Origin of the sequence: Aquimarina sediminis (assembly GCF_002895435.1) — a bacterium.
Taxonomy (GTDB): Bacteria; Bacteroidota; Bacteroidia; order Flavobacteriales; family Flavobacteriaceae; genus Aquimarina; species Aquimarina sediminis.
In genome coordinates, this window is sequence record NZ_POYJ01000001.1 from 231,005 (window position 1) to 247,686 (window position 16,682).

Genomic DNA, 16,682 nt, shown 5'->3' on the forward strand with positions numbered 1-16,682 from the left:
TTATGGCAACATATATTCATAAAACCAGCACGATACTATTCATAGTAACCTTAGGTATTATCTCGATTTCATTTACAGTGTCTACTATGAATCAAAAGATTATCGAGGATATCTATACTCAAACTGACAGACCCTTTTATTTTCCTGGAGAAACGATTTGGTTTAAATCTTATATTGTAGATGAGACACATAAGATTACAACGGTAAGTGATCTTATGTATGCAGAACTTATTTCGCCCAAAGGAACTGTAGTAAAGAAGTTAAAAATAGGAATACATCATGGATATGCCTATGGTAATTTTGATACCAAGAGCGATTGGGTCGGGGGTATCTACACCATAAAAATGTATACTCATTGGATGCATAACTACGGCGAAGAAGCATATTTTACCAAAAAAATTGTTATTCAAAAGGTTATACAACCAAAAGTGTTACTCAAATTAAAGTTTGAAAAAGAAGGATATGGAAAATCTTCTACGGTTACAGCTAATTTTGAAGCCAAAGATTTAAAAAATAATCCATTATCTGGTAGAGAAATATCTTATAACGTAGCGGTAAAAGGTAAAATAGTACATACAGAAAAAATAACAACAGATACTGAAGGAATAGCAAATCCAACTTTTATACTACCAAAGGATTTATCAACTATAGATGCCGTACTTACCGTTTTAATCCCTTATAATGGATCTACAGAATCTATATCAAGAAGTATTCCTATAGTATTGGATACCGTAGATCTTCAGTTTTTTCCTGAGAGCGGAAAGGTGATTGCAGGAACAGTCAATACAATCGCATTCAAAGCTCTAAATGAATTTGGAAAACCAGTAGATATTGCTGGAGATGTATTAGATGAAGAAGGAAAAATTATTACTAGTTATACTAGTTACCATGATGGTATGGGAGACTTTAAACTTTATGCAAAACCTGGAATGACCTATTATACCAGAATAACAGCACCTTTTACTTCAGAAAAAAGAATACAATTACCAAAAGTTTATGATCAAGGGGTAAATTTTTCTGCAACCATCGATAGTTCACACGTTACTATAGGGGTATTTTCTACTTTAAACCAAAAGCTCCAACTGGAAGTAGCAAATGCATCAACAATCCTTTTGAAAAAAGAAGTGGATAAGGACCAAAAAGTGTTGGTAATTCCTACCACTAATTTTCCTATTGGGATTACTCGCTTTACAATTTTTGATAGTCTCCACATACCATTAGCAGAACGATTAGTATTTCTAAATAACCATAAACAACTAAACATTCATATATCCACTGATAAAGAGAGTTATGAAACACGAGAAAAAGTAACAGTACATATCAAAACTACCGATGCGAATAAACAATCGATTCCTGCTAATCTTTCTATGGCAGTTGTAGACAATAAATTACTGTCATTTGCGGATGATAAGCAAGATGATATTCTTTCATATTTTTTAATGTCATCAGAGTTACAAGGAAAAATACATAAACCAGTATTCTATTTTGATCAAAAAGAACCAAAGGCAGCAAAAGCTTTGGATTATGTAATGCTTACACATGGATGGCGAACCTATCTAGATACCGATTTAATAACAAAGAATAATGCGGTATTTCTGCCAGAACAAAGGGTAATTCAAAAAGGTAAAGTGGTCGATAAAAAAGGAAGACCAGTTAAAGCGCATTTGATGTTATTTGATAAGGATGGAAATAAAGTATTAGTCTTTGATACAAACGATAATGGTGAATATGTTTATAAACTAGGGGAAAGAAGAAATTACATATTGATAGCCTATACGGATGATGACCAATCATTACATATTGTAGACACGTCAGATAAAAACAGATCAAGTGTAAACAATACGATAGGAAATGCTAGTGCTGATGATACTAAAGTAGAAGGTTTTAGAGGGATACAGCAGCCTTTAAAAAAAATAATTAAGAAAAAAGCCACAGCGTCTGTAACGTTAGATGAAAGTAGTGCACAATTAGAAGAATGTGTGGTAATGGCTTATGGTATACAAGAAAGAAAGATTAAATCGGGATCTGTTACATATCTTACAGAAAAAGAAATAAATACATCTACTGATATCGCTCAAATATTACAAGGAAGAGTAGGGGGAGTAAACATTATCAATGCTGACGGTATATATGGAAATACGGCTAAGATCAATATAAGAGGTAGTGCTAGTATATCAGGAGATAGTCAACCTCTTTATATCATCGATGGTATTCCTATATCTAGTGAAATTATGCAAAATATAGATACTGCTCGAATTGAATCAGTAACTGTCTTAAAGGGAGCTACAGCTACTTCGCTTTATGGTAGTCAGGGGCATAATGGAGTTGTTGTAATTGCCACTAAACAAAGGAAATATTTTAATGACTGGGGGATGAAAAAATTGAATAATGCCAAGTTTAATAACTATGCATACTATTTAATAGATAACTCCATACCACTAACTAATTACATTCAAAAGAGATTTTATACTCCCGTATATGATAGTAAAAGTATACCCGAAGAACGTATAGATTTTAGAAAAACAATCTATTGGAACCCTGTAGTACAAACAGATGGAAATGGAGAAGCAGCAGTTTCCTTTTATAACTCTGATGCAATAACTTCTTTTAAAATCACAACAGAAGGGGTAGGCTATAATGGGTTGATAGGACGTATGGATAAAGAGTATAGTACAAAAAAATCACTCCATATTGATTTTAAAGCACCAAACTATATGGCACTTAATGATACAGTAGTGCTACCGATCACAATACAAAATGAATCCAAAAAAACATTGGAAGTAGCGCTAGATGTTGAACTGCCAGAAGAAATACTATTATTAGAAAAAACAGCAAAAAAGATTAAGATAAACCCCAATGCTACGATATTAAAACATATCACAATTGTGCCTATAAATAAAGGAGAAAACAAAAGGATTATAGCCTCTGTTAATGCTGGGGCATATAGTGATACAGTAAATAAAGAAGTAGTAATAGTAAGCCCTTATTTTCCTACCCAAGTTTCAATTTCTGAGTGTAAAAATGAATCCTTTGATTTTGATGTGAATTCTGTAGTAAAACAAAGCCTAAAGGCTAATTTTACTGTATATACTGATATAATTGGGGATGTAATGAATGGTATTGAATCCCTAATTAGTCAACCGCATGGATGTTTTGAGCAGACTTCCTCCAGTACATATCCAAATATATTAGTGTTAAAATACCTTAATGAAACAGGTAAGATCAATCCTGAGGTAAGGTCCAAGGCTATGAAATATATAAAAGATGGGTACAAGAGACTAATTAGTTTTGAAACCAAAGAAAATGGTTTTGAGTGGTTTGGATCAACACCTCCTCATGAAACATTAACAGCTTATGGGATACTCGAATTTACAGAAATGAAAGAAATCTATTCCAAAGTAGATCAAGAAATGATCAATAGGAGTGTAACATGGCTAATGAACCGTAAAGATGGAAAAGGAGGGTTCAAAAAAAGTAAAGAAGGATATGATAGTTTTACCAGTTCTCCAAAAGATGTTGCCGATGCATATATCGTTTATGCAATTAGTGAATCTGGTATTAAAGTGGCTATAGAAAAAGAATATTTAGCTACTTATACTAAAGCATTAAAAAGTTATGATACCTATAGAATGGCATTATTGGCTGCGGCAAGCTTTAATTTTAATAAACCAGAAAAAGGGTATCGTTTATTGAGAGAAATTGAAAAAAATATTGAGAAATATGGCTTTAAAGGACTACCAGTTACCAGTACCATTACACGTTCATATGGAAACGCCAAAAATATTGAAACAGTTGCATTTACCCTTTTAGCTCTAATGAAAGTAACCGATAGAAATGAAACGTTGATATCGAAAGGTATAGAGCATCTTGTAAGCCAGCGTAAAGGGGGAAGGTTTGGATCTACACAGTCTACAGCGATGGCTCTTAAAGCTTTGATCACATATACGCAGTCTCAAAAAAGAAAACTGATTGATCAAAATCAAATGGTAAAACTTATCATTAATGGGAAAGAGTTGAAGAAGGGATTAAAAGTCAATGAAAAAGGAAAGGTTGTTATAAATGATTTAAATACTCATATAAGAGAAGGAAAACAAACAATTGAAGTTCGATTTGCTAACCCCAAAAGCACTTTCTCGTATGAAATGAATGTTGGATGGGATAGCTCCTTACCAGATACATCACCTCAGTGCCAGTTACAACTTAAGACAACTATTGAGGAGGGGCAATATAAAGTTGGCGATAATATAAGAATGACTATCGAGGTCAATAATAAATCTGTAAAAGGAATTGGTATGCCAATGGCAATAGTAGGTATACCATCAGGTACAACTACACAACCATGGCAGCTCAAAGAACTATTAGAAAGAAAAGAAGTTGCTTTTCTTGAGATTTCAGAAAATTATTTGATACTGTACTGGAGAGAATTTTCTGCTTCTGAGCATAAAACAATCACCTTGGATCTTAAAGCTGATATTGCAGGAAGTTATCAGGCACCTGCAAGTACTGCGTATCAATACTATGCAGATGAGTATAAGCATTGGATTCCTGGTAATCGGGTTGAAATAGAGAAGTAGATATTAGCTTGCGAGTTTTTTAAGAGTGGATAATATACTGTTTTGTCTTAAGAGCATAATTATATGGACTATTAGAGTAATATGGTGAAGTAATCCATTAATAACTTACTTATACAAGCTGATGATTCTATATCGCGCAAATACAGAATAATTCACTAACCCACCAAAGCATAGAAATATATGGATGTTATTATCAAACATATAGAAATTATAGAACGTATGGATCAACTTATTCGTTTACAAGCTACGGGATCACCTGATGAGTTTGCATTACGATTAGGAATTTCAAGAACAAAACTCTATCGCATGCTTAAAATCATAAAAAGATTAAACGCTCCGATTGCTTATGACACGCCAATGCAAAGCTATATATATACAGAAACTGTAAAGTTTAGTTTTGGATTTTATACACAAAGCATTAGTTGAAAGAATAAAAATATAGGCTCTATTGTCTTTATAGGAGCAATAGAGCCAATATTTTAAATGGTATAGATAATTTTAAATGTTAAACCCAGGATTGGTATTAAATGCATTATTATGAACTGATCTGGCACGATTACGAGCCATATTTCTAATAGCACTTGTAGTGCGTGTACCATCTACGGCAAACCACCATAAGTATAATACTTCATACATATTGGCACCTTCAAAAGCCCAGTTGGTATCACATGATGCTGCTCTCGGGCAGCCACTACCACCATTGTGACTTTTACCACCATTATGACGAGCTTCATGTAGTAAAGTTCCTGCTCTGGTAACGACATCAAAACTGTAGAAATACGGGATATACAATTCTACTCTGCTTCCATAGGCCCAACCAGCCCAATCTCCAGGATTAGAACCAGGTTTATAACATAGTGCCTGCAAACGACCTATATTGTTAGCAGTATATGGATATCCCCATCGTAAAGCGTTTCCGCTATAATCACCGGTATTAGTCGCATAATCTTCAGCAGAATAGGTGAGAAGGTATAATGCGGCAAATGTACGTGCCAAAGGACGATCCAGATTACATGGATCATAATAACCAAAACCACTATCCCAATCCTTTCTTCGCATATTAAGAACATCCCACCAATGGTCTACACGTGCTTGATTACATAAACCACTGGCGTATACAGAGCTCCCATCGGCTACATTATCATGAGGGGGTATTGTACAGGTCTGCTGTGAATGTACAGTAGTAAGTGTACAAAAAATAAAGATTCCGATTATTAGATTTATTTTTTGATATATTGTTTTCATTATTGTTCAATTTTTGGTGATTCGGTATTGTTATTTCTAGGAAAATCGAATTTATCAGGCATTTCGGGATGTTTTACCTTTTTTATATCCGTAGTACTTGTCGTTACATACCAGTGTTCTTCTTTTGGTAACCGCTCTAGTAGTTTTTTTGTTTTTTCTTCTTGATTTCCAAAAGGAGAATGTAAATAGCCTCGAGTTGCCATTTGGCGAACTGTTAAATCATTATGACCGATGAGTTTAGTAAGTAGTTTTTCTGCACTTGCAATACTATCTTTGGCTAAAAGAGAAATACCTTCGACTGCTGTGATACGAATTACGATTTCATCCTGTTGCGTATTGATCTCTGCATTTTCAGGAAATTGATCTTTTGGAATCCTTTCGCTTGCTATCATATTAAGATAATCCAATGAAGCTTCAGAACGTATCTGTTTTATTGCTTCAACGATCATAGTACGATACAAATAATGTTCGAGAGCAATTTCTTTGTATCCCTTATATAAGATTTGTGCAACTTCGGGATTCGCCCGTAAATGGGTTAATGAATTTTGATACTTTTCTTCAGCATCTTTTCCAAATCCCATAGATACTTTAAGGTGTTCTTTTATGAGTTTGCCATCTGGTGTATTTGGAAAAACTGCATCTACTCTTGTCGTAGAAGAACTATCAACTGATAAGCTTGAAGAAGGTTCCTGATCACTACTTTGACAACCAGTAATACCAAAGGTACATATGGCTAGTACAAACCCTAGAATGGGTTTAAAAAAATAATTCATAGTGTAAAAATTAGTTAGATGTATGAGTTTACAGGGGGATATATCAAGGGCAATGCCCAGGTGAACCGACGATAGGGTATCGCTAAGAATGATATAAAGATATAGAATGTAGTTTGTAAATATAAGGGGTGAATACCCTGTTTTATATAGTTAAATGACTAATTTATGAACCCCAAGCTTTGGGTATTAAGCCTTTAATAGTACTCATGCTAGATCAAGAAGAGGTACAAAAGATGAATACTTAATAGCAAACAATAGAAGGTCAGGCTTTCTTTTATCCTATGAATTACGAATTCATACTAATAATACAATCCATTATCCAATATAGATTGTATTGCTTTTTTTTCGTGCTCAATTAATAAGTTATATTTTTTAGCATCTGTAGTACTCTCTACACCCGTAAAATTCATGTTATAATCCTTTAATATTTCTTTAAATATTAATTTTACTCTTTCCAGATGATAGTCTGAGGTGATTATGGTTAATTTTTTATTTTGATGATTTGATAGTATTGGTTTTATTTTTACTGCGTCATCTACGGTGTTCTGTGACAGCGCAGATTCTAGAAAATCATTTTCGTATAGTCCACAACCAATTAGATATTCTTTGGCATAAAAAGCATGAGGTTTCTTTGCAGTATTAAAATGAGAACCCCAACCTCCTGTGCATAATACCAATTTACCTTTGGAGAATATTTTTTTACAATGGTCTAATCTATTTTTTGAGATATCGCTTAACTCTCCACTAGGTGAATTTGGAGATCCCAGAACAATCAAAATTTCCATGCTATAAATCTACTTTTTTTATTTCCTTGTGTCATTTCTATGGTCTTATGAGTAGCTTTCAGTTTATTCAATTGTTTGTAGATTTTTGGCAGGTTTTCTTTTTTGGATACTAAAGAAGTAAACCAACCTACTTGAGTTTTAAAAGCTATGCTTTGTTTGATCATTCGCTTAATAAATAAAGCTTCTCCGCCGTTGCACCATAATTCATTGGCTTGTCCACCAAAGTTTAGTTCTAATGATTTTGATACTTCGAGGTTTCTTAGTTTTCTAAGTGTTCCTTTTGTAGCCATTTCTTTAGAGCTATGAAATGGAGGATTACACATAGTAAAATGGTAATATTCTGTAGGTGCAATAATACCATCAAATATTTGTGCATTATCTTTTTGGTGTCTTATTTCAATTTTGTTTTGAAGGGTAGGAGATGCCTTTACATTTGTTTTGGCTGAGGCTACAGAAGTAGCATTTATATCTGTGCCAACCATTTGCCAATCATAGATCTGAGCTCCTAGTATGGGATAGATACAATTAGCGCCAACACCTATGTCTAACCCAATAATATTTGTTTGGAGATTATCATTATTTAATAAATCAGCTATATGATGTATATAATCTGCTCTCCCTGGTATAGGTGGGCATAAATAATTTTCGGGGATATTCCAATCTACGATATGATAGTGATGTTTTAGGATTGCTTTGTTTAATTGTACGATAGCAGTATTATCTGCAAAATTAATGCTTTTAGTACCATAAGAATTTACAAAAACATGTTTTGTTAGTTCTGGGTGGGTAGTGCACAAAGCTTCAAAATTATAAGGTTTGTTATGAATGTTTTTTGGATGCAAAATATGATCTCTGAATTAAACTTAAATAGAGTTGTAAAGATACAGACACTTTTTTGGTTTTAACTGATTAAACTACAAACGAAAAAAATACTGATGGAATGATTTTTGGTATGGACTATCCAATAGACTCCAAATTACATAAATGTATAGAAAGTTATACCTAAACAGATAAAAAATGTTAAACAATTTTGCCCGATTTCAAAAAATGAAACTCCCTTAGTCTATTATTGCAGATAACTCTATTTACTAATAAAGATTTATTGTGTTTGATAATAGAAATACGATAGATAACAAAATAATATGTTGCAATGTCAAAAGAAAACTACGACACAAAATTATCGTCTATAGAAGCCTTATCAAAAAGGGAAATAAGGTTTCCTAAAAAACCTATCGACATTTATTTACAAGAATCAGAAAACTTGTTTATCTGGATACAAAAGGATAAAAGAGAACTTATTAAAAGAGGATTGGATTGGAATACTTATGTTTTGGATTTACCTATTCGATATGAAGCATGTAGATATGCCCAAGCACTTTGGGTAAAAGAAGATCATGATAGAAAAGAAGCAGTAGAGGTATGGAAAGAAGAAGCCCCAAAAGCATATAGCTATAGAAGTGATTTATTGGCTGATTTGGTTTTTGTTTTTCGTAATAATCCCGATTTATTGGCTAAAGTATGCACTATAAATAATAGGTGCAGAAGTATTGATATTGTACAAGATTTGAGAGATATAAGTGTATTGGGTAAAGCATGTGCAGTAGAGTTGGCTAGAGTTAAATACGATTTAAGAAATTTTAATATTGCAGAGCAAAAATCTGAAAACCTTACAGAGTTACTAATAAGATCTAATGGAGATATCTCATCCACTTCTAGAACCAAAGAATTAAGAGATAGAGCCTATACCCATCTTAAGGAAGCTGTTGACGAAATTAGAGAAACAGGTAAATACATATTTAGAAAAAAAACAGAACGACATAAAGGGTACTGTCAATACAAAAATCAGGAGGAATCCTTGGAACCACAATGGATTATGTAAAGTATTATGGTAATTGCAAGAAATGACAGATATTAAAAAGACAATAGCTTCGCTAAATTATGAAAGAGGTTGATTTCTGTTAATAACTTAATAGTTCTCTATGAGATAATATCAATAATCATAATATATTAGCACCCATTTTGCGACGAGTAGCCCCTTGAGTAAAAACATTTTTTTAATTTCGATAACCAAGGTTACAAAATTAATCTGTATATTATAAAGGTTAACAAAAAAAGTACATTTTAAAAGGGGTTTAGAATAGCATATGTGTACATATTATGGGATATATAAAAGATTCTCCTTTCTACAAAGATGCAATACATGAATTTGAATATTCTTGTGGCACCTATTATTTGTTTGATACTTTTGTGGTAGCAGAGATTAAAGAAGGCATAACATATACATGGGATGATCACGCTAAACCAATTGTTGAAGAGTTAACTCATCTCTATGATCAAAATGGAGAGAATATTGTATATATATCTAATCGAGTTCATTTGTATTCTGTAAAACCCAGTGATTGGATTAAGTTTTTTAGTAACAACTATAAACTTAAAGCATATGCTATCGTTAGTTATACGCAGAGGGGGTTTCTAAATTCGTTAATCGAAAAACTTTTTATGAGGAATAATTTTAAGAGCTTTGATAATCTAGAAGATGCCATTATTTGGGCAAAAAGCCTTACTCAAAAACCTGAAATAGATAGCAAAGATGAGAGAAGTGCTTAAAACATTCTCTTATTTATCAAATATTAGAATACATTAAGTACTAAGAATCAACTTTTTCTGCATTGTAGTAAGTACCAAAAATTTTATCCCAGATTATAGTATAAAAGCCAAAATTGTATTTTGAATGTTCATGATGATCTCTATGAAAGATATTATTACCAAATAATAATACCTGCTTATTTGATGATGTGTTTAAGTGAGCAAGTACACCAATAAACCAATTGAATAACAAAAAGAAAGTAAAACTGTAGAAGTTAAGAGAAACCAAGAACGGGAGTATCGTTAAAATAAGACCAAAAGATAATGCTTCTATAGGGTGCATAACATAGAGACTGATTTCATTAAAGCTATAATGTCGGTGATGCTCTTCATGAATAAGTCTAAATGGCCATACATAATGAGAAGCGTAGTGAAAGACATACATTACAAAATCTACTACCACAAAAAGCAATACAAAATCTCTTACAACATGATCTTGAGTAAAGATAATTTTAGAATTGACAAAAAGTAAATATCCCGGGATAGCAACAATCACATTGATTAACATAATACCAATAGCAAGTATCACATCTTTCTTTTCAATGGGAAGCTTTTTATGTTTGTAAAAAGAAGACCAAAAATAGCTGATTAGAATAGTGCATAAAAACATAGCTACATTTGCAAATAATAGCATACCCCAAAAAATAAATGGGTTTTGTAAATCATTAAGAAAGTCTTGCACCATCATTATTATCAGCATTATGCATACAACATACAAAGCTACTAGAATTTTTGCGTACTTAAAATTATTTATTTCCAAAGAAAACGTCATTGTGGTGGGGTAATATTAGAGAATATGTAGGCCAGGAAAAGTAAGTGATTTGTTATCGATTGTATCTATAAAAACTATATAAAAAAGCTAAAATAACCTTACATTTGAGAATAGATAGTTATGATATGACAACATTTACAATAAAGGATGAAACCGTTACTGGAGATATCTTAAATGAATTAAGAATAAAAGTCGCCAATGAACGGATAACCATAAAAGATATTATTACTGCCAGAGTAGAATCTGAGGTAGAATCATATAATAATAAGTTACCAGAATATTTTAAAGGATTAATACAGCCCTCTGAAGCTGAAAAAACACTTAATGGATTTAAAATAAAGGACAAAAAGAAAATCGATGTAGAAAAACAGGTGTTTGTAGCCTTGGATGCTTTTCAAAAAAACGGATATTTTGTGCTGGTCGATAACCAACAGGCAGAAACCTTAGAAGAAGAAGTGCTATTAAGTAAGACAACTACAGTGAGTTTTGTGAAACTAACGCCATTAGTAGGGGGGTAAATATGGGAATTAAAGAAAGTTTAGGTAAACTCTTTAGAAAAAATGAAGAAGAGTACCCTGTAAATGAAAGTTTTGAGAAACTACTAAAAGACTTAATGAATGAAGCATACGGTGGAAATAAAACGTCATACTGGCATGTATCATCCTTAGGTAAGCTAGAGGCATATAAAACAATAAAAGCTAAAGATTCTGAAACTAAAAGAGCACTAGTTTTTTATTTGTTAAGCCCTATTAATGTATACGAAACCAAATCAAAAAAAAGTGGAACGTATAAGGGGAGAGAAGATATCTATAGAATTAAAAACACCTATTCAGAGCTACTTGGTTTATTAATGCGAAGTAATCTTGGATTTTCAGTAACCGAAATAATAGAACTACTCAATAGATTTAAAGTATCTGATGAAGCTAATGTAAAAAGGTTTGTCGACTGGCCAATTGGCTTTACCTTACAACAAATAGAAAGAATCATCAAAAAAGATGGTATTTCAGAAGACTTAACAATTTTCTTAAAAGAAATGTTAGGATGGTCTCAATTACAGCAAACAAAATATTACTGGGGTACAGATTTGGAAAAAGTAAAGGTAAAGATCGAAAAGATACTCTTTGAAAGTGAAAATGAAGAAGGACGAACACCCCCTTACACATTGCCAGATGATCGATTGGCAGAAGTTGTTAATAAAGAAGTATCTTCACTTGCTATAGAGGATCAAGATCATTGGTATGCTCTTTTTCATTTGTTTATGAAAGCAACAGCATCAAAACCAACTCAAAAGGCAGGTAAAGCCTTAGGAGATCTTATAGATCAAATTGGTAGTGCTCGCTATAAATCAAAAGTACAATCTTGGATTGATTTTGTTGCTAATTTAAAAGAAGTAGAAACACCACATTCTTATACTTATGAAAATGGACAAGTCTATAATTATACCAGCTATGATTATTTGCATGAAAAAAACTTGATTTTTCTTAAAGGATTGATATGGAGTTTAACAAAATTTCATGATTCAAAAACACTGGGATTGGTTGCCAAATTAGCTGAGAGGTCGTTTAAAAAGATACCGGGAGTAGGACCTACTGCAGCTGGTGTTGGAAATGCTTGTATATATGTGTTGGGAAATACAAGAGGACTAGAAGGAATTAGTCATTTATCCAGATTAAAACTTAAAATAAAACAAAATAATACAAAGAAGTTAATCGAAAAGTATATAGAAACTTCTTCGACCAAACTTGGAGTATCACCTTCTGAAATCGAAGAGCTATCTATTCCTGATTTTGGATTAGTAAATGGAAGTAAGACCTATAATTTTGATGATTATAACCTAAAATTATCAATTGAAGGCTTGGGAAAAGTATCACTAGTCTGGTATAAACCCAATGACGATACGCAAAAATCTATACCATCGTTTGTAAAAGATTCTGCAAAACATAAACAAACCCTTAAAAAAGCAAAAGATGATGTTGCACAAATAAAGAAATATAGTTCTGCGCAGCGGGATAGGATAGATCGTTTATATCTTAATAATAGAGTATGGGAATATGAAGATTTTACAAAAAAATACCTACACCACGGATTAGTAAGCTTTATTGCAAAAGATTTAATCTGGCAGGTCGAAAAAGATGGAATGTTTGTTTCGATTTTGTATCATAATAACCTCTGGGAAGATAGTAAAGGAAATAAAATAGATTGGATAAAAAATGAGACTTCAATAAGATTGTGGCATCCCATATTTGTACAAATTGATGAGGTATTAGAGTGGAGAAAAAGGCTTGAAGAGCTGCAAATAAAACAAACGCTAAAACAGGTATATAGAGAAGTGTATATATTAACTGATGCAGAGGTCAATACCAAAACATACAGTAATCGTATGGCAGCGCATTTATTGAAGCAACATCAATTTAATGCACTTACTGGGGTTAGAGGATGGCGGTATTCTTTATTAGGAGCTTATGATGACGGTCGTGATGGAGAAATAGCAAAAATTGCTATCAAAGAATATTCATTAGAAGCCCAATTTTGGATTAATGAAATCTATGCCGAAGATGCATTCAATGATGCAGGGATATGGAACTATGTAGCAACAGATCAGGTACGATTTGTTAATGACAAAGAAGAGGTTGTTGATTTAATAGAAGTACCCAAAATTATATTTTCAGAAATCATGAGAGATGTTGATCTCTTTGTTGGGGTTTGTAGTGTAGGGAATGACCCCGAGTGGCGTGATAATGGAGGATTACCACAATATCGTGATTACTGGACGAGCTATTCTTTTGGAGAATTAACAGAAGTAGCAAAAACAAGAAAAGAGATCTTAGAAAAGCTGGTTCCCAGATTAAAAATTAATAAAGTAGCTAGTATCGAAGGCAAATTTTTGCATATCAAAGGAAAGAAAAGAACCTATAAAATACACATTGGTAGTACTAATATATTGATGGAACCAAATGATCAATATCTGTGTATAGTTCCCGCTAGAGGAAAAGACAAAAACACAGATAATATCTTTCTGCCTTTTGAAGGAGATCGTGGACTATCATTAGTACTAAGTAAAGCATTCTTATTAGCTGAAGATGATAAAATAACAGATACGACTATTTTAAGCCAAATTAATCGATAATCACTTTTTTAATGTCTAAAACATTAATTATCCCAATTATTATTGGTGCTCTGATAACTCTTATCGGTTTATGCATGGGGTATTCTACCCATACAGAAAATAGTGAATTCTTAACCCATTTGGGATTATGGATTGTAGAAACTGCGGGATTCTTTTTGTTACTTCTGAATGGAACATTTATTAAAACTCGATATTTTAAAATGGTAAAAGGCATAGTAGCTCTTATGTTGCTCGGTGCCTTGTTTAGTATTATGAAATGGCCTTTTCATAGAATTGTTATTGTAATTGATTTTGTAGCGATCATAGTAGTATACATTATTAGTTTCTTTAAAAAACCAATATATAAAAAGCTGGATTGTTTAAAATTAGGATGGGTAATCGTTTGGTATTCTGGAGCAATACTAGATTATCTACATATCATCAATGATGATTACAGGATTTTGACTACGGTTTTAATGATACTAGCAGTTTTGGATTTTGTAAAGATAAAATTACAAAATAAGACCTTGTTTGATTAGTGCTGAATTTTAGGAATTCCCAGACTTTGGCTCCGCTAAGACCTAGGAGTAAGAGCATCTAAACAAAAATTTAGGACAGCGGTCACTGAGCATAGCCCATGTAAAAGTGAGATTGTAGTGTACAGATTACTCTATTGTCTTTTTTACCATACTGACAACAGCAAATTTCTTATTCTTCTTTATATATAGGAATTGAGGTAGACCTGTGCAACGCAAAGATATAAAGCCAAATAGGAGCATATTTTTATTATCTAGTACTATTCATACTTTATTAAAATTCAAAATCATCTCTTTTACAGTACCAATTTGGATCACATTTGGTAATTGAACAACCCCCAAATGATATTCGGTTTCATCTTTATTTATATTTATAATCAATCCGTAAACAATAGGAATAGTATTATCTTCCTTTTTACAAATGGGGCAAGTCTTATTGTTCTTTGATTTATCATATTTACAAGTCAAAGAATATGGTATTTTTAAAACTAAAGTTTCGTCTGGTTTCAAAAAGCCAATTATGATTCGGTTTTGTGAAAAAGATGGTGGTTCTGTTCTAATTTGTATTGTGTCAGAACTGAGATTTTGAAAAGAAAACTTTAAGTTCTTGTCAATTGAAACTGTTTTTTCATCACCTCTAATATTTAAGATTACTTTTGTTTTTTCCATAATTTGTTGCTTCTCTGAAGGAGTTTCTGCAATTAATGCCCCATTAATTACTCCGCTTTGAGCAAGAGATGATAAAAAACAAAATACGATTATTATAAAGTTAAAAACTTGTTTTATTCTGGGCATAATGTCATTAATATATTATCAAAGGTAAAATCATTATAGTGCTACTAACAGATTTCTCCAGCCTAAACTTGGTGAAACTTCATAAGTTTTAAAATTTTTAAATCAAAATAACCATTAAATTCCACATACAATGAAAAACTATAGAAGGTCCTATTGATTTTGATCTGTAATATACTATTCCGGATATTAATCCTCCAAAAAAAGCTATGTAAGCATGGTGCCCATTAAATTGTATGCCATTTAAAAAGATTACTTGATAGGGCAAGTGAATTAAAGCAAATAATATAGTGGAAAATATTATAGCTATAATAGGTTTATAATCGATAAGAAGTTTTCTTAAAAGATATCCACGAAAAAATAGTTCTTCTGCAATAGGAATTATGAATATGAATGCAATTGAATTCCATGTAAGTAATCCTTCCATACCATAATCATAAGAGATTTTATATGAGGTGTCAAAAATAATATTATAGAATCCATTTAGAGGTGTTTGTAGAAATGGATAGCTTATTCCGGCTATAATTGCTAAAAAGTAGTACTTAATATTCGTTTCTAAAGAAGTTGTAATATTTCCAAAAGTAATTTTTAGTACTGAAAAGACTAAGATTAACTCAATGATTGCATTAATAAGATGATATAGTTCAGTAGTAAAAATATTTTCTTGTTCTACATCAAAGATAAAGATCCATGCAGCTGCTAACTCAAGGAAAACAATAAACAATAACGTATAGATAAGTGATTTGAATAATGTCATACTGGTACTATAATAGTATAAGTATATGTCATCACAAAGTAAAATGTTACCTAGCCATATACTATTTTACCGGGTTATCTTATTTAGTGATATAGACTATTAAATTTTGATATTTACATTAGGTAAATTTTTATCAAGATTTTGGAATTCATTTTCTTTCAGGTTGTTAATTCCGAATAAATTAAGAGTTTTTAAATTAGGTGGCAACGATTTAGTATCCACATGAGCTATCTCTGTAATGGCAAATGATAGTTCAGTTAATTTGTACAATTTATCCAAACCTTTAGGAACTTGTGAAAGTCTACAATTTTCAATTTTAAGTGTTTTTAAATTAGTTAATATTTCAAATGAGCAATTGATTTGAGTGATTTCATTTCCTCTCACCGATAGGTATTGTAGTTTTTTTAGGTTAGTAATCCAACAAGGAAAAATTTCTATAGGAATATTCAATACACTTAACTTTTTTAAGTTACTAAGTTCACTTATTCTTTCAGGTATTTCAGAATCGTAGTTTGGATGGGTATGGATATGTAAATGTTCTAAATTTTTAAATGCGCTAAAGCTAGATTTGTTAGCTCTAAGATCATTATTGTCAGGTAATAGACTCAGTCTTTTTACTTTAAGTGGGTTTATAAGAGCTTTGCTTAAATTTTTATATTCTTTAGTAAACAACTTAAACATATATCATATTTTTTG

General features: G+C 31.9%; 15 protein-coding genes. 7 read left to right on the forward strand and 8 right to left on the reverse strand.

The annotated features are described in order from the left end of the window. Window positions 1–2 precede the first annotated feature (2 nt). Together C1X07_RS01040 and C1X07_RS01045 are read left to right on the forward strand one after the other, a co-directional pair. Window positions 3–4,574 carry a TonB-dependent receptor plug domain-containing protein gene (locus C1X07_RS01040; protein ID WP_103068121.1) on the forward strand — a complete coding sequence of 1,524 codons (4,572 nt, stop codon included), beginning with the start codon at window positions 3–5 and terminating at the stop codon, window positions 4,572–4,574. A 180-nt stretch (window positions 4,575–4,754) separates the two neighbouring features. Further along, window positions 4,755–5,000 (forward strand): hypothetical protein, encoded by a 246-nt coding sequence (locus tag C1X07_RS01045; RefSeq protein ID WP_103068122.1) that lies wholly within the window; start codon window positions 4,755–4,757, stop codon window positions 4,998–5,000. Between the two features lie 72 nt (window positions 5,001–5,072). Here C1X07_RS01045 and C1X07_RS01050 read toward each other — a convergent pair whose 3' ends face one another. The 4 genes from C1X07_RS01050 to rlmF all read right to left on the reverse strand — a co-directional run bounded on the left by C1X07_RS01050 (window position 5,073) and on the right by rlmF (window position 8,219). Continuing rightward, window positions 5,073–5,819: a hypothetical protein gene (locus C1X07_RS01050; RefSeq protein ID WP_103068123.1), complete on the reverse strand. Its 747-nt coding sequence runs from the start codon at window positions 5,817–5,819 to the stop codon at window positions 5,073–5,075. Then, window positions 5,819–6,592, reverse strand: a complete 774-nt coding sequence (locus C1X07_RS01055) for a hypothetical protein (RefSeq protein WP_103068124.1) — start codon at window positions 6,590–6,592, stop codon at window positions 5,819–5,821. Before C1X07_RS01055 ends, C1X07_RS01050 begins: the two co-directional genes overlap by 1 nt. 299 nt (window positions 6,593–6,891) lie before the next feature. Beyond that, window positions 6,892–7,377, reverse strand: coding sequence for a YdcF family protein (locus C1X07_RS01060; RefSeq protein ID WP_103068125.1), 486 nt, complete (start codon window positions 7,375–7,377; stop codon window positions 6,892–6,894). After that, on the reverse strand, window positions 7,365–8,219 hold the full coding sequence (gene rlmF / locus C1X07_RS01065; RefSeq protein ID WP_103068126.1) for a 23S rRNA (adenine(1618)-N(6))-methyltransferase RlmF: 855 nt from the start codon (window positions 8,217–8,219) through the stop codon (window positions 7,365–7,367). The genes C1X07_RS01060 and rlmF overlap by 13 nt, the downstream gene beginning before the upstream one ends. Window positions 8,220–8,527: 308 nt before the next feature. Here rlmF and C1X07_RS01070 point away from each other — a divergent pair, with 308 nt between their 5' ends. Both C1X07_RS01070 and C1X07_RS01075 read left to right on the forward strand, forming a co-directional pair. Then, window positions 8,528–9,256 carry a hypothetical protein gene (locus tag C1X07_RS01070; protein ID WP_103068127.1) on the forward strand — a complete coding sequence of 243 codons (729 nt, stop codon included), beginning with the start codon at window positions 8,528–8,530 and terminating at the stop codon, window positions 9,254–9,256. 278 nt (window positions 9,257–9,534) lie between these two features. After that, entirely contained in the window at window positions 9,535–9,984 is a 450-nt protein-coding gene (locus C1X07_RS01075; protein WP_103068128.1) for a hypothetical protein, read from the forward strand. Between the two features lie 40 nt (window positions 9,985–10,024). Here C1X07_RS01075 and C1X07_RS01080 read toward each other — a convergent pair whose 3' ends face one another. Continuing rightward, window positions 10,025–10,711, reverse strand: coding sequence for a sterol desaturase family protein (locus C1X07_RS01080; protein WP_164914065.1), 687 nt, complete (start codon window positions 10,709–10,711; stop codon window positions 10,025–10,027). A gap of 209 nt (window positions 10,712–10,920) precedes the next feature. On the opposite strand from C1X07_RS01080, the gene C1X07_RS01085 reads away from it, so the two are divergent. The 3 genes from C1X07_RS01085 to C1X07_RS01095 are packed head-to-tail and all read left to right on the forward strand — an operon-like array spanning window position 10,921 to window position 14,440. Further along, entirely contained in the window at window positions 10,921–11,313 is a 393-nt protein-coding gene (locus C1X07_RS01085) for a hypothetical protein (protein WP_103068130.1), read from the forward strand. A gap of 2 nt (window positions 11,314–11,315) precedes the next feature. Next, a complete protein-coding gene (locus C1X07_RS01090) occupies window positions 11,316–13,922 on the forward strand; it encodes a DUF4132 domain-containing protein (protein WP_103068131.1) in 2,607 nt (868 codons plus the stop codon). A gap of 11 nt (window positions 13,923–13,933) precedes the next feature. After that, on the forward strand, window positions 13,934–14,440 hold the full coding sequence (locus C1X07_RS01095) for a hypothetical protein (RefSeq protein ID WP_103068132.1): 507 nt from the start codon (window positions 13,934–13,936) through the stop codon (window positions 14,438–14,440). 261 nt (window positions 14,441–14,701) lie between these two features. Here C1X07_RS01095 and C1X07_RS01100 read toward each other — a convergent pair whose 3' ends face one another. The 3 genes from C1X07_RS01100 to C1X07_RS01110 form a co-directional block, all read right to left on the reverse strand. Beyond that, window positions 14,702–15,232 (reverse strand): hypothetical protein, encoded by a 531-nt coding sequence (locus C1X07_RS01100; RefSeq protein ID WP_103068133.1) that lies wholly within the window; start codon window positions 15,230–15,232, stop codon window positions 14,702–14,704. Window positions 15,233–15,329: 97 nt separating this feature from the next. Next, window positions 15,330–15,986 carry a CPBP family intramembrane glutamic endopeptidase gene (locus C1X07_RS01105; RefSeq protein ID WP_103068134.1) on the reverse strand — a complete coding sequence of 219 codons (657 nt, stop codon included), beginning with the start codon at window positions 15,984–15,986 and terminating at the stop codon, window positions 15,330–15,332. A gap of 99 nt (window positions 15,987–16,085) precedes the next feature. Then, complete coding sequence (locus C1X07_RS01110) at window positions 16,086–16,667, reverse strand: leucine-rich repeat domain-containing protein (RefSeq protein WP_103068135.1); 582 nt, start codon at window positions 16,665–16,667, stop codon at window positions 16,086–16,088. Window positions 16,668–16,682 lie beyond the last annotated feature (15 nt).

Excerpts from the sequence above, each read along its gene's own strand:
- C1X07_RS01045 (WP_103068122.1), top strand. The coding sequence starts at position 4,755 with ATGGATGTTATTATCAAACATATAGAAATTATAGAACGTATGGATCAA.
- C1X07_RS01050 (WP_103068123.1), bottom strand. The coding sequence starts at position 5,819 with ATGAAAACAATATATCAAAAAATAAATCTAATAATCGGAATCTTTATT.
- C1X07_RS01105 (WP_103068134.1), bottom strand. The coding sequence starts at position 15,986 with ATGACATTATTCAAATCACTTATCTATACGTTATTGTTTATTGTTTTC.
- C1X07_RS01080 (WP_164914065.1), bottom strand. The coding sequence starts at position 10,711 with ATGATGGTGCAAGACTTTCTTAATGATTTACAAAACCCATTTATTTTT.
- C1X07_RS01110 (WP_103068135.1), bottom strand. The coding sequence starts at position 16,667 with ATGTTTAAGTTGTTTACTAAAGAATATAAAAATTTAAGCAAAGCTCTT.
- C1X07_RS01075 (WP_103068128.1), top strand. The coding sequence starts at position 9,535 with ATGGGATATATAAAAGATTCTCCTTTCTACAAAGATGCAATACATGAA.
- C1X07_RS01060 (WP_103068125.1), bottom strand. The coding sequence starts at position 7,377 with ATGGAAATTTTGATTGTTCTGGGATCTCCAAATTCACCTAGTGGAGAG.
- C1X07_RS01085 (WP_103068130.1), top strand. The coding sequence starts at position 10,921 with ATGACAACATTTACAATAAAGGATGAAACCGTTACTGGAGATATCTTA.
- C1X07_RS01055 (WP_103068124.1), bottom strand. The coding sequence starts at position 6,592 with ATGAATTATTTTTTTAAACCCATTCTAGGGTTTGTACTAGCCATATGT.
- C1X07_RS01090 (WP_103068131.1), top strand. The coding sequence starts at position 11,316 with ATGGGAATTAAAGAAAGTTTAGGTAAACTCTTTAGAAAAAATGAAGAA.
- C1X07_RS01040 (WP_103068121.1), top strand. The coding sequence starts at position 3 with ATGGCAACATATATTCATAAAACCAGCACGATACTATTCATAGTAACC.
- C1X07_RS01070 (WP_103068127.1), top strand. The coding sequence starts at position 8,528 with ATGTCAAAAGAAAACTACGACACAAAATTATCGTCTATAGAAGCCTTA.
- C1X07_RS01095 (WP_103068132.1), top strand. The coding sequence starts at position 13,934 with ATGTCTAAAACATTAATTATCCCAATTATTATTGGTGCTCTGATAACT.
- C1X07_RS01100 (WP_103068133.1), bottom strand. The coding sequence starts at position 15,232 with ATGCCCAGAATAAAACAAGTTTTTAACTTTATAATAATCGTATTTTGT.